The 23694-nt window shown below is 63.1% G+C and carries 17 protein-coding genes and 2 tRNA genes; 4 read left to right on the forward strand and 15 right to left on the reverse strand.

Annotation, left to right across the window (positions count from 1 at the left end; all coding sequences use genetic code 11):
• Nucleotides 1-97: 97 nt before the first annotated feature.
• From RQH14_RS11840 to RQH14_RS11875, 8 genes are all read right to left on the reverse strand, one after another.
• Nucleotides 98-173, reverse strand: a tRNA-Glu gene (locus RQH14_RS11840).
• 127 nt (nt 174-300) lie between these two features.
• Nucleotides 301-372 (reverse strand) — tRNA-Gln (locus RQH14_RS11845).
• Nucleotides 373-498: 126 nt separating this feature from the next.
• Nucleotides 499-1257 carry an HAD family hydrolase gene (locus RQH14_RS11850; RefSeq protein ID WP_311213428.1) on the reverse strand — a complete coding sequence of 253 codons (759 nt, stop codon included), beginning with the start codon at nt 1255-1257 and terminating at the stop codon, nt 499-501.
• Between the two features lie 14 nt (nt 1258-1271).
• Complete coding sequence (gltX, locus tag RQH14_RS11855; RefSeq protein WP_311213429.1) at nt 1272-2792, reverse strand: glutamate--tRNA ligase; 1521 nt, start codon at nt 2790-2792, stop codon at nt 1272-1274.
• A gap of 131 nt (nt 2793-2923) precedes the next feature.
• Nucleotides 2924-3700, reverse strand: coding sequence for a fumarylacetoacetate hydrolase family protein (locus RQH14_RS11860; protein ID WP_311213430.1), 777 nt, complete (start codon nt 3698-3700; stop codon nt 2924-2926).
• Nucleotides 3701-3723: 23 nt separating this feature from the next.
• On the reverse strand, nt 3724-4524 hold the full coding sequence (locus tag RQH14_RS11865; RefSeq protein ID WP_311213506.1) for an MBL fold metallo-hydrolase: 801 nt from the start codon (nt 4522-4524) through the stop codon (nt 3724-3726).
• A 332-nt stretch (nt 4525-4856) separates the two neighbouring features.
• Nucleotides 4857-5969: a branched-chain amino acid aminotransferase gene (locus RQH14_RS11870; RefSeq protein ID WP_311213431.1), complete on the reverse strand. Its 1113-nt coding sequence runs from the start codon at nt 5967-5969 to the stop codon at nt 4857-4859.
• Nucleotides 5970-6088: 119 nt separating this feature from the next.
• Complete coding sequence (locus RQH14_RS11875; protein WP_311213432.1) at nt 6089-7141, reverse strand: 3-isopropylmalate dehydrogenase; 1053 nt, start codon at nt 7139-7141, stop codon at nt 6089-6091.
• A 125-nt stretch (nt 7142-7266) separates the two neighbouring features.
• Between RQH14_RS11875 and RQH14_RS11880 the strand changes: the two genes are divergently transcribed.
• The 4 genes from RQH14_RS11880 (at nt 7267) to RQH14_RS11895 (ending at nt 12522) form a co-directional block, all read left to right on the forward strand.
• Nucleotides 7267-8451, forward strand: coding sequence for a histidine kinase (locus tag RQH14_RS11880; protein ID WP_311213433.1), 1185 nt, complete (start codon nt 7267-7269; stop codon nt 8449-8451).
• A gap of 3 nt (nt 8452-8454) precedes the next feature.
• Nucleotides 8455-9168 (forward strand): response regulator transcription factor, encoded by a 714-nt coding sequence (locus tag RQH14_RS11885; protein ID WP_311213434.1) that lies wholly within the window; start codon nt 8455-8457, stop codon nt 9166-9168.
• 88 nt (nt 9169-9256) lie between these two features.
• Nucleotides 9257-10051, forward strand: a complete 795-nt coding sequence (locus RQH14_RS11890) for an ABC transporter ATP-binding protein (RefSeq protein WP_311213435.1) — start codon at nt 9257-9259, stop codon at nt 10049-10051.
• A 2-nt stretch (nt 10052-10053) separates the two neighbouring features.
• The gene (locus RQH14_RS11895; protein ID WP_311213436.1) at nt 10054-12522 is read left to right on the forward strand and encodes an FtsX-like permease family protein; all 2469 of its coding nucleotides are present in this window, start codon (nt 10054-10056) and stop codon (nt 12520-12522) included.
• A 120-nt stretch (nt 12523-12642) separates the two neighbouring features.
• Here RQH14_RS11895 and metG read toward each other — a convergent pair whose 3' ends face one another.
• The 7 genes from metG to RQH14_RS11930 form a co-directional block, all read right to left on the reverse strand.
• Nucleotides 12643-14202, reverse strand: coding sequence for a methionine--tRNA ligase (gene metG, locus RQH14_RS11900; protein WP_311213437.1), 1560 nt, complete (start codon nt 14200-14202; stop codon nt 12643-12645).
• A gap of 34 nt (nt 14203-14236) precedes the next feature.
• Nucleotides 14237-14992 (reverse strand): ABC transporter ATP-binding protein, encoded by a 756-nt coding sequence (locus RQH14_RS11905; protein ID WP_026546071.1) that lies wholly within the window; start codon nt 14990-14992, stop codon nt 14237-14239.
• Nucleotides 14989-17799 carry an FtsX-like permease family protein gene (locus RQH14_RS11910; RefSeq protein WP_311213438.1) on the reverse strand — a complete coding sequence of 937 codons (2811 nt, stop codon included), beginning with the start codon at nt 17797-17799 and terminating at the stop codon, nt 14989-14991. The genes RQH14_RS11905 and RQH14_RS11910 overlap by 4 nt, the downstream gene beginning before the upstream one ends.
• A gap of 215 nt (nt 17800-18014) precedes the next feature.
• Nucleotides 18015-19610, reverse strand: a complete 1596-nt coding sequence (serA, locus tag RQH14_RS11915; RefSeq protein ID WP_207593836.1) for a phosphoglycerate dehydrogenase — start codon at nt 19608-19610, stop codon at nt 18015-18017.
• A 288-nt stretch (nt 19611-19898) separates the two neighbouring features.
• Entirely contained in the window at nt 19899-20924 is a 1026-nt protein-coding gene (gene ilvC, locus RQH14_RS11920) for a ketol-acid reductoisomerase (protein WP_311213439.1), read from the reverse strand.
• A gap of 67 nt (nt 20925-20991) precedes the next feature.
• Nucleotides 20992-21504 carry an acetolactate synthase small subunit gene (ilvN, locus tag RQH14_RS11925; protein WP_021470923.1) on the reverse strand — a complete coding sequence of 171 codons (513 nt, stop codon included), beginning with the start codon at nt 21502-21504 and terminating at the stop codon, nt 20992-20994.
• A 2-nt stretch (nt 21505-21506) separates the two neighbouring features.
• Complete coding sequence (locus tag RQH14_RS11930) at nt 21507-23411, reverse strand: acetolactate synthase large subunit (RefSeq protein ID WP_311213440.1); 1905 nt, start codon at nt 23409-23411, stop codon at nt 21507-21509.
• Between the last annotated feature and the right edge of the window lie 283 nt (nt 23412-23694).

The raw sequence follows: 23694 nt of genomic DNA on the forward strand, positions 1-23694 counted from the left end.
TGCCAGCCCGTTCCACCTCCGACGCGCTGGGCAGGCGTTATGTGGAAAAACGGAGGCAAAAAGAAATCCCCCGGAACCGTGGTTCCGGGGGATTCCGTGGTGACCCCAGCGGGATTCGAACCCGCGTTACCGCCGTGAGAGGGCAGCGTACTAGGCCGCTATACGATGGGGCCTTGCACTTTTTATCACCGTTTCCGGCGATCAAGCTGAATGAGTATTTCATACTTTCAGCTCCGCTCCAAATCGCCTCAGCGACTCGAAACTTCCGAAATTCCTGCGTGTTGACGCGGATTTTCAGAGCTGGGATACCAGGACTCGAACCTAGAATGACGGTACCAGAAACCGTAGTGTTGCCAATTACACCATATCCCAAAGTGACTTTCGGACCGGAGTTCCGCGCTTCGGTTTCCCTTGGCTTTTCCCTCCGTGCCCCTCAGCACGAGTAATGACTCTACCGGAGTCTTGTCACCTGCACAAATCGGGAGGACGTTACCTGCATCACATGATTCGCGCCGCTGGATGCGCGCCCCCAACGGCACTTGGGGCCGTGGCCAGCAACCCTGTCAGGGAGTCCACCTGGCGTCCGGTGAACTCTTCCACGACTTCTCCGGTCCTGTTCAGCCATACGCCCATCAGCCCGGCCGCACAGGCTCCGTCAGCGTCGAGCAGCCTGTTGTCCCCGACGTAGAGGGTGTCCCCCGCCGTCGTGCCCAGGAGGCGCACTCCCTCGAGGTAAATGGCAGGATCCGGTTTGGGTACGCCAACAGTATCGGTGCCCACCAGAACCTTGATCCTGGAAAGACCTGCGCTGTCCAGCTTGGCGCGCTGGTAGTCGTGCACGTTATTGCTCACGGCTCCATAGGGAATGCCCGCGGCGTCGAGCGCATCCAGCACCTCTGCCACGTCGTCGAAGGCTCTCACGTACGAGGTCTGGCGCTGGTGATACTCAGAGACCCAGGCCTGTGACTCTTCGCCTTCCCCGAGTTCCACACCGAAGTGGCCCAACGCAGCCCTGCCGCGAAGCAGCCTCTGTTCATTGAAGGTCAGCTCGCCGGCCAAGTATCGGTCATAAAAGTGCGTGGTCTCATGCGTGAAGATGCGGCCGAACTTCACCCACCCGGCCTGGTCCAGGCCGGGCAGGAGATGTTCGCTGACGTCGCGCAATGCTGTGGTCATGGCGTACTCAAGGTCCACCAGGGTGTCATCGATGTCGAAGAGGACACCGCGGATAGTGCCGAAGGAGCTTGCGATCGCCATGACTGAAGCCGCCCTTAGCTGCGGAAAGCGCGGACGCGGGCCAGGGATGAATCCTTACCAAGGATCACCATGGATTCGAACAGCGGCGGAGAGATGCGGCGACCGGAGATGGCAGTGCGCACGGGTCCGAAGGCGGCCCGGGGCTTGATGCCCAGGTCCTCCACAAGAGCCTGCTTCAGTGCCGTCTGGATGTTCTCAGCCGTCCACTCCCCGATGGGCTCCAGCGCCGCCAGGGCAGCGTCAAGGACCTCGTCCAGGTTGGCAGGGAGTCCCTTCCGGGCGTCATCCGCTACGTCAATGGCGTCGTCGGCCTTGAACAGGAACGCCAGCATCTCAGGAGCCTCGCCCAGGAGGGTAATGCGTTCCTGCACCAGCGGGGCGGCCTCGGCAAGAATCTCTTCCTGCCGCGGCGTGAGGATCTCCCCTACGAACCCGGCAGCGCGGAGGTAAGGGACCAAACGCTCTTTAAAGTCCTCCGGCGCCAGCAAGCGGACGTGCGTTCCGTTGATGGCCTCGGCCTTCTTGATATCGAAGCGGGCCGGGTTGCCCAGGACATCGTGGATGTCGAAGTTGGCCACGAGCTGCTCCACCGTGAAGATGTCCTCGTCGGCGCTCAGCGACCAGCCCAGCAGGGAAAGGTAGTTCAGCAGGCCTTCGGGAATGAAGCCACGCTCCCGGTGCAGGAACAGGCTGGACTCGGGATCACGCTTGGAAAGCTTCTTGTTGCCCTGGCCCATGACGTAAGGCAGGTGGCCGAACTCCGGCATGTACGCGGCCACGCCAATGGAGTAGAGCGCACGGTATAGCGCGATCTGGCGCGGAGTGGAGCTCAGGAGGTCCTCGCCGCGCAGGACATGGGTGATCCCCATGAGCGCGTCATCCACCGGGTTCACCAGGGTGTACAGCGGGGCGCCGTTGGCGCGGACCACTGCGAAGTCGGGCACGGACCCGGCTTTGAAAGTGATCTCGCCGCGGACGAGGTCGTTGAAGGTCAGGTCCTCGTCCGGCATACGGAGACGCAGGACAGCCTCGCGGCCTTCGGCCTTGAACTGGGCCAGCTGTTCCTCGGTCAGGTGCCGGTCAAATCCGTCATAGCCCAGCTTCGGGTCGCGGCCTGCGGCTTTGTGGCGGGCCTCAATTTCATCCGGAGTGGAGTAGGACTCATAGACGTGGCCACCGGCCCTGAGCTTGGCAATGACGTCCTGGTAAATGTCGCCGCGCTGGGACTGGCGGTACGGCTCGTGCGGGCCCCCAACTTCCACGCCCTCATCCCAGTTGATGCCGAGCCACTTGAGGGCATCCAGCAGCTGGTGGTAGCTCTCCTCGCTGTCGCGGGCAGAGTCCGTGTCCTCGATGCGGAAGATCAGTTTGCCGCCAGTGTGGCGCGCATACGCCCAGTTGAACAGGGCCGTACGGATCAAGCCAACGTGCGGAGTTCCCGTAGGTGACGGGCAAAAGCGGACGCGGACCGGAGTCTCGGCGTTGACGGCAGGGATGGCGCTGGAGGCAGCGTTCGACGCAGAAGCAATAGTCATAATAGTTCCAACTTTACCGCTTGGCGCCACGTCGGTTTCCCGGCTGAAAGCGCTCGACGGCGGCACTCACCTTTCGTGCGAAAGGCGGGTGCCGCCGTCGGGCCTTGGCTTTTTGAGGTTTCGCTGGGAGCCTAGCGGCGGACCACCGGGTTGGACAGCCGGCCGATGCCTTCGATCTCCACCTCAAAACGGTCGCCCTCGCTGACCAGGCCGACGCCTGCCGGGGTTCCGGTCATGATGACGTCGCCCGGGAGCAGGGTGAATGCGTGGGAAACGATCGAGACGAGTTCGCGGACGCCGCGGATCATCTGGTTGGTGCTGCCGTCCTGGCGGAGCTCACCATTGAGCCGTCCCTGGATGGACAGGTCTTCGTGGTCGAGCTCGGTTTCGATCCACGGGCCCAGCGGCGCGGAGGTGTCGAAACCCTTGGCGCGGGCCCACTGGAGATCCGTCTTCTGGACATCGCGGGCGGTGAGGTCGTTGCCGCAGGTGTAGCCAAAAATGACGTCGTCCGCGCGATCCTCCGGGACGTCCTTGCAGATGCGGCCGATGACCACGCACAGCTCAGCTTCGAAGGAGACCTCCTCCGAGAACTCAGGAAGGATGATGGGATCGTTCGGGCCGATGACCGAGGTGTTGGGCTTCAGGAACAACAAGGGCTGCTGGGGAACTTCATTGCCGAGCTCCGCTGCGTGCTCGGCAAAGTTCCGGCCGACGCCAATCACCTTGCTGCGGGGAATGATGGGCGCCAGAAGCCGGACGTCCTCGAGCTTGTGCTTCACATGGGTACGTTCGACGCCGTTGAAGAACGGGTCGCCGTTGATGACAGTGATTTCCTCACTGCCGGGCTCACCGTCAACGACGCCGTAAAGGGGATCAGAATCAACTACAAACCGGGCGATACGCATGGGCTCAAGCCTACAGTCCGGTCTCAGCTTCGGAGGTAATCCAACTGCGCTGCTACTGAAGTCTCCGCCGCCCATCTGACCGAAGCGTCGACGTCGGGATAGACAGCGTCGGTGACGGCGTGTATCGACGCATCCTGACCCAGGTTTTTCAGGGCCGCCCTGATCTGGTCGAGCCGCTGTTCACGATGCTCGCGATACTCGCGGCATGTCGCATCCAACGCAGGGAGCACAGGGCCATGGGCCGGTAGGAGCGTTGCCGGCCCTATCGCCTCCAGCCTGTCCAAGCTTGCAAGATAGTCCCCCAACCGGCCGTCGGGATAATCAAGGACCGTGGTGCCGCGTCCCAGAATAGTGTCTCCCGTGAGGACTGAGCCGTGCGGGCCGTCGCCGGGGAGATGGAAGCATACGGAATCGGAGGTGTGACCCGGGGTTGCCACAACGAGGATTTCAACGCCTCCTGCAGTCAGGACTTCTCCGTCTGTGAGTGGCTCTCCCCCATGGCAGTGCTCCCGGGAAAAAGCCCGGACCGGAGCCCCGGTCAGCTGATGGAAGCGGGCCGAAGCCTCCGTGTGGTCTGCGTGGCGGTGGGTGATCAGCACGGCATCAACGGCGCCAGCCGCTGCGAGTGCCGCCAGATGCCGTTCATCGGCCGGTCCCGGGTCCACCACCGCCACGTGGCCGGAGCCTGGCGCGCCAATGATGTACGAGTTGGTGCCGTCCAAACTCATGGGTCCGGGGTTCGGGGCCAACCGGAAGCGGGTGAGTTCACTGCTGCGCCGCAGGAAGGAGTCATCGTCATTCGGTGAAGTGCCGGAAGTCGCCATTGATTCTGAAGTCACTCCCCCATCTTGACACCTCCGAGGACCCTCTCTCACATCCCACGGCCTTCCCCCCATCCTTCTCTCACATCCCACGGCCTTCCCCCCATCCTTCTCTCACCCCCAGGCGCAAAAAGCGGATCGGCTCGGGGAGACAACACGGCAGAGGGCCACAAGCCCTGCAAGAGCGTCCACCCCAAACCCGAGGGACCTGCAAGAGCGTCCACCCCAAACCCGAGGGAAGTGAGCGAGCGTCCGGGAAGCAGTACGGCGGCCCTTCCGCTTGATAACCAAGGGAAGGGCCGCCGTCGTGCGGTGCGTTTCGGGACGTCCGGAGGCTAGACCAGGCGGGCCAGCCAGCCGTGGGTGTCCTCGACGGTTCCGGTCTGGATGCCCAGAAGCTGCTGGCGGATAGCCATGGTGGTCTCGCCGGCCTTTGCGTCTTCGGAGCCGATGAACTCCGTGGCGTCCTTGAGCACACCGATCGGCGTGATCACGGCTGCCGTACCGCAAGCGAAAACTTCGGTGATCTCGCCGGAGGCAACGCCGTCGCGCCATTCGTCCAGGGTGATCTTTCGCTCGGTGACTTCGCGGCCCATGTCCTTGGCAACCTGGATGACGGACATGCGGGTGACGCCTTCAAGGATGGTGCCGCTGAGGGCCGGGGTCACCAGGGAGCCATCCTTCATGACGAAGAAGACGTTCATGCCGCCGAGTTCTTCCACGGCGTCGTCGTTGAAGTGGTCCAGGAACAGTACCTGCTTGCAGCCGTTCGCTTCGGCTTCCTGCTGCGCGATCAGGGAGGCGGCGTAGTTGCCGCCACACTTGGCCGCACCGGTTCCGCCGCGGCCTGCACGGGCGTATTCGCGGGAGATCCAGATGGAGACGGGCTTGAGCTCGCCACCGAAGTAGTTGCCGGCAGGTGAAGCGATGACGCGGAAGGACACTTCGCGGGCAGCCCGGACACCGAGGAACGCCTCCGTCGCGATCATGAACGGACGCAGGTAAAGGGCTTCACCGTCGCCGGACGGAACCCATTCCTTGTCGGCCTGCACGAGTTCGCGGATGGCGCCCAGGAAGTACTCTTCGGGCAACTCCGGCAGGGCGAGGCGACGGGCGGACTTGTTCAAGCGCGCAGCGTTGGCTTCGGGCCGGAAGGTCCAGACGGAACCGTCAGCGTGACGGTAGGCCTTGAGGCCCTCGAAGATTTCCTGGCCGTAGTGCAGGACCGCGGCCGAAGGGTCCAGGGAAATGGGTCCATAAGGCTCGATCCGGGCATTCTGCCAACCGCCATTGCCATCGGCGTCAACTTTGTAGTCGACGACGGCGGTGTGGTCGGTGAAGTAGTCGCCGAAGCCCGGGTTCGCCAGGACGGCTGCACGCTCCTCAGCAGACTTCGGGGTTTCCGAAAGCTGCTGGCTGAATTCGACGCCATGGGCAGTCTGAGTCATGTTTCCTCCACAGTCAGCTACCTGGCAGGGCGAACCGGACCCTAAAAAGGGTGTGGTTCAGCGATGGACCAGGGAAGCAGGTAAATAATTCAACACAAGCTTACGCCTGAGTTTTGGGCCTAAAGTGCGGCCGCGATGGCATCGCCGATGGCAGCTGTGCTGCGTGGCGCGCCGGTACGGCCTTCGACGTCGGCGACTACTGCCGCCTCGATCTTGCGGGCCGCCGTGGTGTAGCCAAGGTGGTCCAGGAGGAGCACTGCGGAGAGGATGGCCGCGGTGGGGTCGGCTTTCTGCTGTCCGGCGATATCCGGAGCGGAGCCATGGACGGGCTCAAACATGGACGGTGCTGTGCGGTCCATATTGATGTTGCCCGATGCCGCCAGGCCAATGCCACCGGTAACGGCAGCAGCGAGGTCGGTGAGGATGTCGCCGAAGAGGTTGTCGGTGACGATGACGTCAAAACGGGAGGGCTCGGTCACCATGAAGATTGTGGCCGCGTCGATGTGCAGGTAATCGTGGGTGACCTCGGGGAATTCCTGGGCCACGGCCTCGACAGTCCGCTTCCACAGGTGCCCGGCAAACACGAGCACGTTGTGCTTGTGGACAAGGGTGACGTGCTTGCGGGGACGTTCGCTGGCACGGCGGAAGGCGTCCCGGACAACACGCTCCACGCCGTGGGCGGTGTTGAGGGAAACTTCCGTGGCAACCTCGTGCGGCGTACCGCCACGCAAGGTGCCGCCATTGCCCACATAGGGACCTTCAGTACCTTCGCGGACCACAATGAAGTCGATGGTGCCGGGGTTTGCCAGGGGGCTGCCAACGGTGCCGTACAAGCGGGACGGGCGCAGGTTCACAAAGTGGTCCAGGCTGAAGCGGAGCTTGAGCAGCATCTCGCGTTCAATGATTCCGGACGGAATGCGGGTGTCGCCCGGGGCCGCACCGACTGCTCCGAAGAGAATGGCATCGCGGGTGCGCAGGTCCGCCAGGACCTCGTCCGGGAGGGTCTCGCCCGTCTCAAGCCAGTGCTGCGCGCCGAGCTTGTAGTTGGTCAGTTCGAGGGCAACGCCTTCGGCGGCGACAGCCTTTTCGAGGACCTTGACGGCTTCGGCGATGACCTCAGGGCCAATGCCGTCGCCAGGGATGACAGCGAGATTGATGGACGTTGCGCTCATAGCTCTATCTAGCCAAGCAATCCACATGCTGGTCAAAATCGTCTCATTCTACGAACACTTAAGCCCGGAAGGAGTCAGACCACAGCATGATGCCCTCCGCGGGAACGAGCGCATAGAGTCTAAGCGTGGATAGAAGGCACGCAGTATACGAATGGTTCCGGATCAACCGCTTCATCGTGGACTTGACTGCAACGTGCCTGCTGATCCTTCTCTTCGGCCCGGTCTACCTGATCGCCGACCGCCCATGGCTCTCCCTGTTGTCCTGCAGCCTCCTGCTCCCCCTCGCCTGGCGGCGAACCCGGCCTGCCATGGCTGCCGGCGCGGTGATCGTCGTATGCCTGATCCAGTGGGCGGTGGGCGCCGAACCGGTAGCCGGGCAAATCGCCGTCCCCCTGGTCATCTACGCGACGGCGGCCTATGGGCCTGCGTGGGCCAGCCGCAGTGTCCTGATTGCAGGCCTTGCCGGTGGCGTCATGCTGACCACCCGGCTGTTCTCGACCACTGCGGAATCGGGAATCATGGGCCTCACCATCGGCACGCTGTACACCGTCCTGATCTGGATGCTGGTCTTGGTGAGCTGGACCCTTGGCGACCTCACGCGCGTACGCAGGCTCCAACTTCAGGCGCTGGAAGACCGAACCCGGCGCCTCGAGGTGGAACAGGTACAGGAACGTAAACTGGCCGCCGCGGACGAGCGCTCCCACATTGCCCGGGAAATGCACGACATCGTGGCGCACTCTTTGTCCGTGATCATCACCCAGGCCGATGGAGCCCGATACGCTGCCGCCGCGAAACCCGAACTCGCTACGGAAGCGCTGGCTACCATTGCCGCCACGGGCAGGGACTCCTTGGGCGAAATGCGCAGGCTGCTGGGTGTCCTCCGCTCCGACGACGACTCCCCTACCCGCCCGCAACCGCGGCTCTCGGACCTGGACGAACTCCTCCTCGGGTTCCGTGCCGCCACCCTTCAGGTGGCTTTTGAACAGAGCGGCGTCCCCCGCCGCGCACTTCCGGCCGGAGCGGAGCTCACGGCGTATCGCATCATCCAGGAAGCCCTCACCAATGTCATGAAGCACGCTGGACCGAAGGCGACGGCGGGCGTCACCCTGACGTGGCAGGCCAGGGGCCTGCAATTGGACATCGTCGACGACGGCCGGGGCGCCGCCGCTGATCCGCCGGCACCTGGCGGTGGCAACGGCTTGCTGGGCATGGGTGAGAGGGTCTCCCTCTACGATGGTTCTTTGACCGCAGGCCCGGAGCAGGGCGGCGGTTTCCGTGTGTCCGCTTTCATCCCCTATTCGGAGGCCTAAGCCATGCCAGAAGTTCCTGCGCCCATCAGGGTGGCACTCGTTGACGACCAACAGTTGGTCCGTTCGGGTTTTGGCATGCTGATCAATTCGCAGCCGGACCTCGAAGTCGTGGCCGAGGCAGGCAATGGGATCGAGGCTGTCCAGGCCCTGTCCGCTACCGCCGCCGATGTGGTCCTGATGGATGTCCGCATGCCCGGGATGGACGGCATAGAAGCAACCCGCCGCATCCTGGAACAGGCCGCGGCACAGCCCTCCGGTTCCCAGCGGGCGGAGATCAAGATCGTGGTACTGACCACCTTTGACCTGGACGAGTATGCGCTGGCTGCCATCCAGGCCGGCGCCAGCGGATTCCTCCTGAAGGACGCTCCACCCGAAGAGCTCCTGGAGGCCATCCGCACCGTCTACCGTGGGGACGCCGTGATAGCTCCCTCCACCACCCGGCGCTTGCTGGACCATGTGGCACCGTTGCTGAGGACGCAAACACCGGAGCAGACCGAGCACGCTGACGCCGTCGAACGCCTGACAACCCGCGAGCGCGAGGTGTTCCAACTGATCGCCCAGGGACAGTCGAATCCCGAAATCGCAGCAGGACTGTTCCTCTCCGAGGCCACGGTGAAAACCCATGTGGGGCACATCCTTGCCAAGTTGGGTGCCCGGGACCGGGTGCAGGTGGTGGTCATCGCCTATGAGACAGGCGTTGTCGCCCCCGGCTCCTAGCACCTCAGACCACGGTATGAGGGACCACGCCGGACAATGGGCCCCTGGCCCGATCCTGACGGGGTGCAGCAAAACATAGCGTGAAACCATGACAACCTTCACGCCCCTCTCCCACCCGTCAGGAACCGACCGACCCACGGGGTCCGATGATGCCCAGGCCCGCCCCGCCGTCGAGGCCCACGAGCTGACCAAGAGCTACGGCCGCGCCGATACCACGGTCACCGCGCTGAATAAGGTGTCGGTGCGCTTTGATGCCGGAAAGTTCACGGCCATCATGGGTCCCTCAGGTTCCGGCAAGTCCACCCTGATGCATTGCCTGGCCGGCCTGGATACGGCGGATTCCGGCCGGATCGTCCTGGGGGGCACGGAATTGACCGGCCTCAACGACCGTCAGCTCACCGCGCTCCGCCGGGAGAGGATCGGCTTCGTTTTCCAGGCGTTCAACCTGGTGCCCACGTTGACGGCCGAGCAGAACATCACGCTTCCGCTGGCTTTGGCGGGGACCACCGCCGACGCCGGATGGCTGGATACCGTTGTCGGCACCCTGGGGTTGAAGGACCGCCTGAAGCACCGCCCCCATGAGCTTTCCGGCGGCCAGCAGCAGCGCGTGGCAGTAGCCCGCGCCCTGTTGACCCGTCCCGACGTCGTTTTTGGTGATGAGCCCACGGGCAACCTTGACTCCAAAGCCGGCGGCGAAGTGCTGGCGTTGCTCCGCCGGAGCAGCCAGGAGATGGGCCAGACCATCATCATGGTCACCCACGATCCCGTGGCCGCCAGCTATGCCGACCGTGTTGTCCTGATGAGCGACGGCGGCCTGGTGGGCGAGATCCACGATCCCACCGCGGACTCCGTCCTGGCAGCCCTCGGCAAGCTGGGGGCCTGAGCATGCTGCGTGTTGCCGTTTCCCAACTGACGACGCATTTCCGGCGGTTCGTCGCAATCGGACTCGCGGTCATGTTGTCCGTCATGTTCCTCTCCGCCACGCTCATGGTGGGTGCAAGCACGAATGCCTCCTTGGGGGCCAGCATCGGTGAGGCGTATCGAAACGCTGACCTTGTTGCCACGTCCAAGAACGGCGAAGCGTTCACCCAGGCTGCTGTGGAGGCCGCCGCGTCCGCTCCTTCGGTGGAGGACAGCTACGCCGAGCGGTCCACCTATGTCATGTTCGAGGCCGGTGGTGGAGAGCAGTATGGGCGCTTGCGCAATGCGGCGCCCGCTTCCTTGGAGGGCGCGGTCCTGTCCTCGGGGTCCATGCCGGCAAACGCTTCGGACGCTGTGATCGACGTCAAGACGGCCGGGCATCTTGGCCTGACGGTGGGGAGCACGCTTGAGCTCCGTGGCGCCGGCCCTGTCAAGAACGCCAAGGTGAGCATTACGGGCCTCATACAGGCCACCAATGATCCTTTCTCATCGTCGGCAGCTCAATTGATTGCCTCCGAATCCGTCCTGAACGCGGTCCAGGACGCCGGTGCGGGGTATACCGGGGTGCAGTTCTCCCTCAAGTCCGGCGAGGACGTGGCCGCCGCCAAGGAGTACATCACCCATCGCATGGAAGCTGCGGGGGCTACGGGGCCTGTGCTGGAAACAGCCCAGGAGAAGGTCACCTCCACTGTTGCCATGCTGAGCGCCGGGCAGGACCAGCTGACCATCGTGCTGCTCGCGTTCGCCGGCGTGGCCATCCTTGTCTCCACTTTGGTGGTGGCCAACACGTTCTCCGTTCTTGTGGCGCAGCGAACCAGGGAGTTGGCGCTCCTGCGCTGCCTGGGTGCCGGGCGGGCACAAATCCGTGGGTCCGTCATGCTCGAAGCCCTGGTGGTCGGTTTCCTTTCCTCTGTACTGGGTGTCCTGGCGGCCACGGGCCTGATGACCGGGTTGATCGCCTGGGCCAAGTCCCAGCCTGAGCAGGCGTTCGCGACGCTGGCTGTACCTCCGTCGGCCATAATCGCCGGCTTGGTGGCAGGAACTCTGTTGACCGTGGTCGCGGCGTTGGTTCCCGCCAAGGCGGCTACCGCCGTCGCTCCTCTTGCCGCCTTGCGGCCCAGCGATGACGCGTCCGTCAGGAACAAACGCGGCAAGGTACGCCTGGTCCTGGGCCTGGTAGCCCTGCTGGGCGGAGCAGCAGCGCTGGTGTACGGCAGCGTAAACGTATCGCTGGGCGTTGCTCTGCTGGGCGGTGCTGCCTCGTTCGTCGGCATTCTCCTCTGCTCCACGCTCTTCATCCCCACTGTGGTTGCACTGGCGGGCCGGTTTGCCGCGCCCGCGGGAGTGCCGGGCAAGCTCGCGGCCGTGAATGCCACGCGCAACCCCGCCCGCACCTCGGCGACCGCGGCTGCGCTGCTCATCGGCGTCACGTTGGTCTCGCTCATGATGACGGGTGCGGCCACATCCCGGCAGGCCTTCAACGACACCTTGGCCGAGAACTACCCTGTGGACCTTTCGGCCCAGACTGCAGTGGATGGTTCAGGTGACCACGGGCAGGCCATTGCCAGGATCAAGGCGCTCGACGGCGTCAGCGCCGCGGTCATGCTGCAGCCGGTGGGGACACTGGGAGATTCCGCTGCACCGGACGGCGGCATGACCATCTACGGCCTTTCCGCCGCAGACGCGGCTTCTGTGCTGCGCGACAACAACCTGAAGCCGGGCACGGGCACCGTCTACCTTCCAGAGGACTCTCCAGAGGGAACCGCGACCGTCTCGACCACGGGAGGCACTGTTTCGCTCGACGCCAAGGTGCTGCGGACCCGCCACGTCCCGGCGTTTGTGGAAAGCTCCAGCATCGCTGCGTCCCCACTGCCGGGAACGGCATCCATGGTGTGGGTGAAGCTGGACGACTCCGTGTCCACGGACCGGGTTCAGGCTCTCCAGAAAGACATCGCCGCAGCATTGGGTGTGCAGGAGCGAACTGTCAGCGGGGCTGCGATCGAGCGGGTGACGTTCAACAGCATCATTGATGTGCTCTTGTTGGTTGTCACCGGATTGCTCGGTGTCGCCGTGGTGATTGCGCTGATCGGCGTGGCCAACACCTTGTCCCTCTCGGTCCTTGAACGGACCAGGGAGAACTCCCTCCTCAGGGCCCTTGGCCTCACCAAGGGCCAGCTGCGCGGCATGCTGGCCATCGAAGCCGTGCTCGTCGCCGGGGTGGCCGCCATCATGGGTGCAGGCATGGGCATCGTCTACGGATGGCTGGGGGCGCAGGCGACCCTCGGAGGCGTGGCCAGCGTTGTTCCGGCCGTACCGTGGCTGCAACTGGCCGCGGTCTTTGGGGTGGCCGTCGTGGCAGGACTCCTGGCGTCGGTGATCCCGGCCCGGCGCGCCGCACGCCTCTCCCCCGTCGAGGGCCTGGCCACTGCCTAAGGCAGCAACGCTCTCTCACATCACCACACCACACGAGAATCGCTCTCTCACTTCCCGCCGTTAAACTGACGGGAAGTGAGAGAGCGATTCCTCTTTATGGATGGTATGTGCGAGAGCGTCCTAAGCTTCGGCGGGCTCTTCGTAGCGGGGGAAGATCGGGGCAGGGGCCGGCAACTGCGTGCCCGCGACGATCGGAGTAGCGATCGCAGCGAACTGCCTCGACTCTCCTTCCACCTGGCCCAGGACTTCAAGCAGCTTGGCGGACGACGACGGCATGACCGGCTGGGCAAGGATCGCTACGATCCTCACTACCTCCAAGGTGACGTACAGAACCGTATTCATGCGCGCGATGTCGGTCTTCCGCAGCACCCAGGGGGCCTGGTCCGCAAAGTAGGCATTGGTATCGCCCAGTACGGTCCAGATCGCTTCCAGCGCGCGGCTGAATTCTTGCTTTTCGAAGGCTGAGCGGGCTGTTTCCAGCAACTCCCCTGCCTGCGTCAGCAAGGCAGTGTCCTCTGCCGTGAAATCTCCGGGCACCGGAACTTTGCCTTCGCAGTTCTTGGCCACCATGGACAGCGAACGCTGGGCAAGGTTCCCAAAGTTGTTGGCGAGGTCCGAGTTCATGCGGCCCACGATCGCTTCGTGGTTGTAGTTGCCGTCCGCGCCGAACGGAACCTCGCGGAGGAAGAAATACCGGCACTGATCCAGGCCGTACTGCGCTACGAAGTCCTGCGGCGCCACGACGTTGCCCAGCGACTTGGACATCTTCACGCCGTTATTGGTGAGGAAGCCGTGGATCATGACGCGCTGTGGGAGCTCAAGTCCGGCACTCATAAGGAACGCCGGCCAGTAGATCGCGTGGAAACGTGAAATGTCCTTGCCGATCACGTGGACGTCGGCAGGCCAGAACTTCTTGAAGGATTCCGACTCGATGTCCGGGTAGCCAACGCCGGTGAGGTAGTTGGTCAGGGCGTCAACCCAGACGTACATGACGTGCTTTTCATCGCCGGGAACAGGAACGCCCCAGTCAAAGGTTGTGCGGCTGATGGACAGGTCCTCGAGACCACGCTTGACGAAGCTGATGACCTCGTTGAAACGGGATTGCGGGGCGCCGAACTCAGGCTGCGCCTCATAGAGGGCAAGGAGCTTTTCCTGGTAATTGGACAGCCGGAAGAAATAGCTCTCCTCCGCGGTCCAGGTGACAAGGGTGTCCGTCTCCTTGGAGTAACGGAGACCGTCTTCCTTCACCACGGTGTCGTCTTCGACGTAGTACGCCTCGTCACGGACGGAGTACCAGCCCTCGTACTTGGACAGGTAGATGTCGCCATTGGCTTCCATCTTCTTCCAAATGGCCTGCGAAGCGGCGTAGTGGTCCTGGTCGGTGGTGCGGATGAAGCGGTCGTGGGAGATCCCCAGGTCCTGGCTCATCTGCTTGAACGCAGCCGAGTTGCGGTCAGCCAGTTGCTTGGCAGTGATGCCTTCCTTCTCGGCAGACTGCTGCATCTTGAGTCCGTGCTCGTCCGTTCCGGTCATGAAGAACACATCATGGCCGTCAAGGCGCTTAAAGCGCGCCATGGCATCAGTTGCAATGACCTCGTAGGCATGGCCGATGTGCGGCACGCCGTTGGGGTAGCTGATTGCGGTGGTGATGTAGAACGGGGATTTCTCTGGAGACGTCACTCTAAGAAGTTACCTTTTTTTGGGATGAAATAGCTTAGTTAAGTTCGGTCAGCGTATCGCTGAGCCGCACCAGCTCGTGGTCGTGGGAGGCCACCAGAACAGCGATGCCATCGCTGGTGGTGTCCTTGAGGATCCCAATGATGCGGTTGGCTGCCGCCCGGTCCAGGCTGGCCGTGGGCTCGTCCACTACCAGCACACGCGTGCCCAGGATCAGCGCGCGGGCGATAGCGACGCGCTGGCGCTCACCGCCGGAGAGCTGCGCAGGACGGTGCCGCATGCGGCGGCCCAGGCCCACCAGGTCCAGGAGGTCCTTGGCCATTTCCGTCCGCTGTTCCACTTCGCCGTCGGGCACGGCGGGAAGCAGGACGTTCTCCAGGGCGCTCATGCCGTCGATCAGGGCGCCGCCCTGGTCCACATAGCCGATGAGTGCGCGGCGGCGGTCAGCGATTTCGTCATCGCCCATGGTGTCCAGCGGGAGACCCTCCCAAAAGACCTTGCCCGACGTCGGGAGCGTCAGTCCGGCGCTCACGGTCAAGATGCTGGTCTTGCCGGAGCCGCTTCGACCGGCGATGCAGTGCATCTCTCCGGCGTGCAGGGTGAGGTTGAAGTCGTCGACGACGTCCACTTCCTCGGCGCCACCCTTGTCGCCACCGTAGTGGATGGTCACACGGCTCAGTTCCAAGGGAGTTGCGTGGTCAGCGGCCTTCACGATGGTGTTGGCGCGGGTCTGCAGCGACTCTTCCGTGGATTCCGGGGTGGCCGTCAGCTCGGGGTTGAGTTTGTCAGTCATTTGACTACTTTCGTTGCAATCGGAATCCAGCAAATTACGGCCAGCAGACCGGCCAAACCGGCCCACAGGGCCGCGTAGGGAGCCAGCAGCAGTCCCAGTCCCAAGGCGCCAAGGACGCCCAAGGGAAGTGCCACTGTGCCTACAAGAGCGTTCTCGAAGAAGCGGACCTGGCCCAGCATGTCCGGGTTCCAGCCCATGGCCTTCAAGGTACCGAGGTACTCACGCTTGGCGTGGAGTTCAAAGCGCCCGGTCACGAGCGTCAGCAGCAGGCCAACCACAACTCCGAAGACCGCCAGAATGACGCTCGGCAAGGCGATGCTTGCAGCTGCCAAGCCACTCAAAGCACTGGCACCGGCCGCACGGGGGATGTCAATCAGCAAGGCAATCAAGGCACCCACTGCAGCACCAAACACGCCTACTGCCACAGCAAGGGAGATGGAGTTGAACCGGTTGGTGGTGAGCTGCCTGTTGGCGAACGTCAACGGGGAGTCCACCGTTACCAGGCGATCATCGTGCTGCGGTTCCTGATCAATCACTACGCGGTGGCGCAGCTGCTGGGCTGCCAACAGGGCGGCCCCACTGTAAATGATGAGCATGGTCACGGAAACAATGACGGTGGCGATGTTCCAGGTGAGCAAGCTCAGGATGAGACCGGCGGCGGCAAGGGCAGCGGCGCCCACGGCGAACTCTTCAAGGACCCAGGACCGGATGCGTTTCTGCGTCCAGCCCATCGCCCTGAGAATGCCCGCCTCGCTCCGGCGCTGGCGGATGTAGCTGACCGTCGAGGCGCCTGTCAGGAGAGTTGCGCCCAACAGCGTCAGGAAGAGCAAGGTGATGTTGGTACCGGTCAGCGAACCGGAGACCGCATCCGCAGCATCCTGGCGGACCCAGGACTGCTGGACGGTGCCCAACGGTGATTCCTTGCCGGCGTCGTCCTTGCTGTATCCGGGGACAAAGATATTGGCATCTTCGCGCGCGGAACCCGCAACGACTGTGGCTTCCAGACCGAGCTCGCGGATCTGCGTGGCCAACTTCTCTACCTCAGGCTGGGCGGTCTTCCAGTTGCCGGCGGCGGAGGCCTTGACCCGGATGGCGTCAATGACGTCGGCGTTGGTGTCGTAGCCACGGGCCGCGGCAAGACCGTAGTAATCAGTAATGGCACCGGCGGACTGGCTGACCAGACCTGTTGCACTCAGTGAAGGCTTCAGCTCCGTACCCTCGACGTCCTTGCCTTCAGCGTCCTTGGTAAGGGTCATCGGCGTGGGATCGTAGCCGCCCAAGGGCAGCTTGTTGACGTCCCCGGCTGCTGACTGGACGTCGGCGGGATCAAACGTGCCGTACACCATGGGCAGCGGAGCAGCCGGCTTCTTGCCGGTTTCCAGGTCTTCCCTGTAGGAGCGCTCATCGACTGGTTTGCGCTGGGTCTGGTCCACGGCGGCACCGAAGGAGGACTTCTCAGGCAGGCGGTTGACCGTCACCCAGTCCCCCGGCGTCGCGCTCTTGTCCGAAGCCCCGTTGGAGGCTTCGTCGCCGTCCTGGTACTTAGGTGCTGCGGCAAAAGCAGCGCTCCAGTTGGCGGGGTTGTACAGGCCCTGGCTGAAGGAGGCAGTGCTTCCCAGCAGCTTGCTGTGATCTGTTGAACCCGGCCATTCGAGGGCAAACGGGGACTTGGAAACGAAGGGGAGGTAATCCTTGTCCAGGCTGCGCGTCACCGTGCCGACCTCGTTGACCACCTTGCCACTGGCGTCCAGTTCCTCGACCTTCACCGAGTACTGCAGGTCAAGGGACGTGCCGGAGCGGACAATCAGCGGGATGGCCTGGGAATCGTCGGTCAGCAACCCGTCACGCTTTGCCTGCTGGTATTGGGTCATCAGAGGCGCCCAGTACTTGAGCTTGACGCCCAGGAAGTCAGGACCCTCTTCCAACTGGTCCATGCTGAGACCCGTGGTGAAGAGGCTTTCGAAGTGGCGTCCGATAGCTCCTGCGTCACGCGCATCGGCCGGCGGAGCCTTCTCAAGAGGTGCCAGGAAGTCGCCTGCGGATCCCAACAGCGCCCTCTCGGCGGCAGGGTCCACCGCGACGACGGACTCGGTCACTTCAGGCGCCAAGGGCAGTGCCACGGAGAGGTTGAAAAGGTTGTGCTCGGAACCAAGGGCAGGAGCCGGGAATTTGATGCCGGTCTCGCCTTCGGGACCGGCGATCCTGACGTTGGAGCCGCCAGCAGCCTGCTCCTGGATCAAGCGGCCCTTGCCCAAGGTGCCCTCTGCGCTGGTCTTGAAGAGCGTCTGCTGGTTCACACCATCAGAACTCGTGGCAGAGGCGGTCAGGCGGTACTTCTTGGGGGTATCGGACAACACCGACTCCGCAGCGGGCCATTTGCTGGAATCCATGGCCGAAGGATCCCCTGCGGTCACGGCTCCGGCGAGGCCGGCGTTGTACCCGAGGTAGTCCATGGCATTGAGGCGGGGAGCCTCCAGGTTCTGCGAAACGCGCGAAACCAGGCTGATGGGTGCGGCCACAGCCGTTTGGCCCATGGTGCGGATCTTTTCCAGCTGCTCAAAGCTGATGCCGCCTTGGCCGTTGGCGATTTCCGGCTGGATCAATGCACCGCCGTCGCCATCTTGGTCCTGGTCAGGCTTCGCCTGGACCAGGATGTCGTAGAGTCCCCGCGAGTTCTCATCCACTGTCCGGTTCAAAGCAGCCTGGGACTGGCTTTGGACGAGGACGGACAAGCACATTGCGACGATCAAAATGGCCGCGGTCAGCAGCAGCACACGGCTTCTGATGAACCTTTGGACGGCGTTCATTGGGCTCCCTGAGACCTTGATTGCGGGCGCGCACACAGAGACCGGAATTCCTCAAAAGACACAGGGGAATACCGGGCTGTAGGTGCAAAAGTTGTGGCCGGCCTGCTGCCGGGTCCGAATCCCGGACCCAGCCATTGTAAGCAGACCGGCCACGCCTGCGTGCCAAAGGTGTGTCGCCGGCACGCGAACTCAGCTGATGGAAATCAGTTGCAGCCCTAGTCCTCCAGATCCACTTCCCGGACCATGTCGGCTCCGATGCCGGCCTTGATGGCCTCCAGCACCTGCTGCGGAACGGAGCTGTCGATGGTCAGGAGCGCAAGGACCTGGCCGCCTTCAGTCTGGCGGGCCACCTGCATGCCACCGATGTTGATGTTGTTCATCCCCAGAATGTGTCCAATGGTGCCGATGACGCCGGGACGGTCTGCATAGGCCACCACAACCAGGTGCTCGCTGATGGGGATTTCGACGTCGTACCCGTTGACGCCCACGAGCTTCTCCACCTGCTTGGGCCCTGTGAGGGTTCCGGCTACGGAGATCTGGGAACCATCGCTGAGGGCACCACGGATGGTCAGGACGTTACGGTAGTCCTCAGCGTCCGGGGTGGTGATAAGGCGGGTGTTGATACCGCGCTGCTCGGCGATCACGGGAGCATTGACGTAGGAGACCTGCTCCGTCACCACGTCGGCGAAAACGCCCTTCAGTGCAGCAAGTTCGAGCACCTTGACGTCCAGTGCGGCAATTTCGCCCGCCACCTCCACGTCGATCTGGGTGAGGGAAGCGTGGGTCAGCGCAGTAAAGATCCGACCCAGCTTTTCGATCAGCGGGATACCCGGACGGACATCCGGAGCGATGACGCCGCCGGCGACGTTGACGGCGTCGGGCACCAGCTCGCCGGCAAGGGCCAGGCGAACCGACTTGGCCACCGAGACGCCGGCTTTCTCCTGTGCTTCGTCAGTGGAAGCACCCAGGTGCGGGGTCACAATGACGTTGTCGAACTCGAAGAACGGCAGGTCCGTGCTGGGCTCCTTGACGAAGACGTCCACGCCGGCACCGGCGATCTGGCCTTCCTTCAGGGCAACATGGAGCGCTTCCTCGTCCACCAGGCCGCCACGGGCCACGTTGACCACGTAGGCCGTTTCCTTCATCTTGCGGAAGGCGTCGGCTCCCAGCATGCCCACCGTTTCCGGCGTCTTGGGCATGTGGATGGTGATGAAGTCCGAATTTTCCAGAAGTTCATCCAAAGTGACCAGCTTGACGCCCAGCTGGGCAGCGCGGGCTGAAGTGATGTAGGGGTCGTACGCAAGGATCTGGGTATCGAAACCCTGAAGGCGTGCTGCCACCAAAGCACCGATGCGGCCCAGTCCGATGATGCCGATCTTCTTCTCGAAGAGTTCGATTCCCGTGTACTTTGAACGCTTCCACTCACCGTTCTTCAGCGCCGAACTGGCCTGCGGAATGTGGCGGGCCAAGCTGAGGATGTGCCCTACCGTGAGTTCGGCAGCGGAGACGATGTTGGACGTCGGGGCGTTGACCACCATGACGCCTGCCTGGGTGGCGGCCTTGATGTCCACGTTGTCCAGCCCAACACCCGCACGGGCGATGACCTTCAGGTTCTTCGCGGCGGCAATGGCTTCGGCATCCACCTGGGTAGCCGAGCGGACCAAAATGGCGTCAACGTCAACGATCGCGGACAGCAGCTGGGAACGGTCTGCGCCGTCGGTCTGGCGGATTTCGAAGTCCGGGCCCAAAGCCTCGACTGTGGCGGGCGAAAGTTCCTCGGCGAGGAGGACGACGGGTTTGCTGGCTGACACGGGGAGGCACCTTACTTTGGACAACTTTGGGGACAGGACTGGACAAGGAGCGGATGCGTGGCCCGGGGCAAGGCGCCGGGACCAGCCCAGAATATCGAATCCGGGCAGGGATTCCGGTGCCGGCGGGCGATGTTACGACCGGACCGGTAGCCGTTGTGAAGAAGTTCACAGTCAAGAGGGCTGATGAAAACGGGAGCGAAATGCCGGTGATACGGCAACGCCCGCCCGGCTTTGTCCACCGGGCGGGCGCGTCGTAGTGGCGGAGGCCGTCAGGCCAGCGCCGAAGGATCAGCGGGCTGCAGAACCTTCAACGTAGTCGGCGTCCTGCTGCTGCCAGGAGAAGAGGGAGCGCAGCTCGCGGCCGACCTCTTCGATGGGGTGCTGCTCTGCCTTGGCACGCAGTTCCTTGAACTCGGTGCCACCGTTGTCCTGGTCATCGATGAAGCGCTTGGCAAAAGCGCCGCTCTGGATGTCGGCGAGGACAGCCTTCATGTTTTCCTTCACCTCGGGGGTGATGACGCGCGGGCCGGAGACGTAGTCGCCGTACTCTGCGGTGTCGGAAACGCTCCAGCGCTGCTTGGCGATGCCACCTTCCCACATGAGGTCAACAATGAGCTTGAGCTCGTGGAGAACCTCGAAGTAGGCGATCTGCGGCTGGTAGCCGGCTTCGGTGAGGGTTTCAAAGCCGTACTGGACCAGCTGCGAGACGCCGCCGCAAAGGACCGACTGCTCGCCGAAGAGATCGGTTTCGGTCTCTTCGGTGAAAGTGGTCTTGATAACGCCGGCGCGGGTTCCGCCGATGGCCTTGGCGTAGGACTTCGCCAGGTCCCAGGCAGAACCGGATGCGTCCTGTTCAACGGCGATGATGTCCGGGATACCGCGACCGGCTTCGAACTCGCGGCGAACGGTGTGGCCCGGAGCCTTCGGGGCGATCAGGATGACGTCAACGCCGGCCGGAGCTTCGATGTAGCCAAAGCGGATGTTGAAGCCGTGGGCGAAGGCCAGGGCCTTGCCTTCGGTCAGCTTGTCCTTGATGGAGTCGTTGTAGATGGCGCGCTGGTGCTGGTCCGGAGCCAGGATCATAATGACGTCTGCCCATTCGGCGGCGTCGGCAACGTTCTTGACCGTGAAGCCTGCGTCTTCTGCCTTGGCGGCCGACTTGGAGCCGTCCTTCAGTGCGATGACAACCTCGACGCCGGAATCGCGGAGGTTCAGTGCGTGGGCGTGGCCCTGGGAGCCGTAGCCAACGATGGCTACTTTGCGGCTCTGGATGATCGACAGGTCTGCGTCGTCGTCGTAGAACATTTCAGTCACTTGCGTAACTCCTCTTGAGTGGTTTTCTTAGATAGTGATTGTGGTGCTGCGGTACTGGACGCTCTGCTCACGCGGAGCGGAGCGCCCTGTCACTCATGGAGCGGGATCCCCGTCCAACGGCCAAGGTGCCGGACTGCACGATTTCACGGATGCCGAACGGCTCGAGCACTGAAAGCAGTGCAGCGAGCTTCTCGGGGGTACCGGTTGCCTCGATCACCAACGAGTCTGTTGACACGTCGACGACGGCGGCACGGAACAAGTCTGCAGCTTGGGTAACCTGCAGGCGTGTCGCGGCATCCGCACGTACCTTGACCAGGATGTGGTCGCGTTGTACGGAAGATTCGGAAGTCAGCTCCACAATCTTGATCACGTTGACCAATTTGTTGAGCTGCTTGGTGACCTGCTCAATGAGGTCGCCGTCGGCGTCGACGACAACCGTCATGCGGGACATGCCGGGAACCTCGGTGGGTCCCACAGCCAGGGAATTGATGTTGAATGCGCGCCGGGCAAAGAGGCTGGCCACGCGGGTCAGCACGCCGGGCTTGTCTTCTACCAGAACGGATAGTGTGTGGCGGGTCATGCCTAGTCCTCCTCTTCCCATTCCGGGGTCATGTTGCGGGCAACCTGGATCTGGTCGTTGCTGACGCCCGAAGGCACCATGGGCCACACCATCGAGTTGGGGCTGACAACGAAGTCGATGACCACAGGACGGTCATTGATTTCGAGTGCCTTCTGGATGGTGGCGTCGATGTCTTCGTCGCGCTCACACCGCAGTGCTGCGCAACCGTAGGCATCAGCCAGTTTCACGAAGTCCGGGATCCGGACGGTGTCGTGGCCTGTGTTCAGGTCCGTGTTGGAGTAGCGGCCCTCGTAGAACAGCGTCTGCCATTGGCGGACCATGCCCAGCGAGGAGTTGTTGATGATGGCCACCTTGATGGGGATGTTGTTGATGGCACAGGTAGCCAGTTCCTGATTGGTCATCTGGAAGCAGCCGTCACCGTCGATGGCCCAGACCACGCGGTCCGGCTCACCAACCTTGGCACCCATGGCCGCCGGAACCGAGTATCCCATGGTTCCTGCTCCACCGGAGTTCAGCCAGGCGTGGGGCCGTTCGTACTTGATGAACTGGGCGGCCCACATCTGGTGCTGGCCGACGCCGGCAACATAGATGCCTTCGGGACCCGTGAGCTCGCCGATGCGCTTGATCACGCGCTGCGGTGCGGTGAGCCCGTCTTCCGGCTCGGTCCAGCCCAGCGGGTACGTATCGCGCAGGTTGCCAAGGAAAGCCCACCAGGCATCCAGGTCCGGAGTGCCGCTCAGTTCAAACTGTGTCTTCACGGCTTCCGTGAGCTCGGGAATGATCTCCTTCACCGAGCCAACGATCGGGACGTCGGCTGTGCGGTTCTTGGAGATTTCCGCGGGGTCGATGTCTGCGTGGATGACCTTGGCAAACGGGGCGAAGGTCTTCAGCACGCCGGTGACGCGGTCATCGAACCGGGCGCCGAGGGTGATCAGGAGGTCGGCCTGCTGGAGGGCAGTCACGGCGGAGACTGAACCGTGCATGCCGGGCATGCCAACATGCTGGGGATGCGAATCAGGGAAGGCACCGCGCGCCATCAAGGTGGTGACCACGGGAGCTCCGGTAGCCAGCGCGAGTTCCATGAGCTCTGCCGAGGCGTGGCCCTTGACGACTCCGCCGCCTACGTAGAGGACCGGCTTGCTGGCAGCAGCGATCAGCTTGGCAGCTTCGCGGACCTGCTTGTTGTGTCCTCGCACCACGGGGCGGTATCCCGGCAAGTCCACCTTGGGCGGCCAGGAGAAGGTCATCTGGCCCACCTGGGCGTCCTTGGCGATGTCCACCAGGACGGGTCCCGGGCGGCCCGTTGACGCGAGGTGGAATGCCTCTGCCATGACGTGCGGGATGTCGTTGGGGTCGGTCACCAGGAACGAGTGCTTGGTGATGGGCATCGTGATACCCACGATGTCCGCTTCCTGGAACGCATCGGTGCCGATGACTCCACTGGACACCTGGCCGGTGATGGCCACCATCGGCACGGAGTCCATGTGGGCGTCCATGATGGCGGTAACGAGGTTGGTGGCACCGGGGCCCGAGGTGGCGATGCAAACGCCAACCCGTCCGGTAACCATGGCGTAGCCTTGCGCGGCGTGGCCGGCTCCCTGTTCGTGACGGACCAGGATGTGATTCATGCTGGAGGCCATCAAGGGGTCGTAGGTGGGCAGGATCGCGCCACCGGGCAAACCGAAAATATCATCCACGCCGAGTTCTTCGAGCGAACGGACAATTGCTTGCGAGCCGGACATCACCGTTGGGGGTACAACGGTGTTCGGCCCAAGTACAGGAGAGAGAGGTGCAGCAGCGTCGACGACGACGGCCTCAGCCGTACGGTCGACCTTTTCCGGAGCTTTGTGGGCTCCAGCGGACTTTGCAGCCATCAGCGAGGGGCTGATCGGCGATCCTTTGCTCATCGGACTCTTCCTTAGTGGATCTTCAATAGATGGGTCTTGCTTGGGGGAATAAAAAAACCCCTCAGCCTTCCGGCTCTTCGAGGGGTTTGCGCGTGACGGTTCGTTACCAGTCGGGCTAAGCCACGCGCTTGGTAAGGACGACGACGCCGACGGTAACGAATGTGATCATGCGTTCAGTGTTCCCTCTAAGTGAGATACGTGTCAATTGACCACAATCGTATCTCACTATTTGGACAGCTATGTCCGCCTGCCGGACTCCGCCCGTCAAGGGCGGGCGGAGTCG

The organism is Arthrobacter sp. WCS2018Hpa-7, assembly GCF_031843805.1.
Classification (GTDB): domain Bacteria; phylum Actinomycetota; class Actinomycetes; order Actinomycetales; family Micrococcaceae; genus Arthrobacter.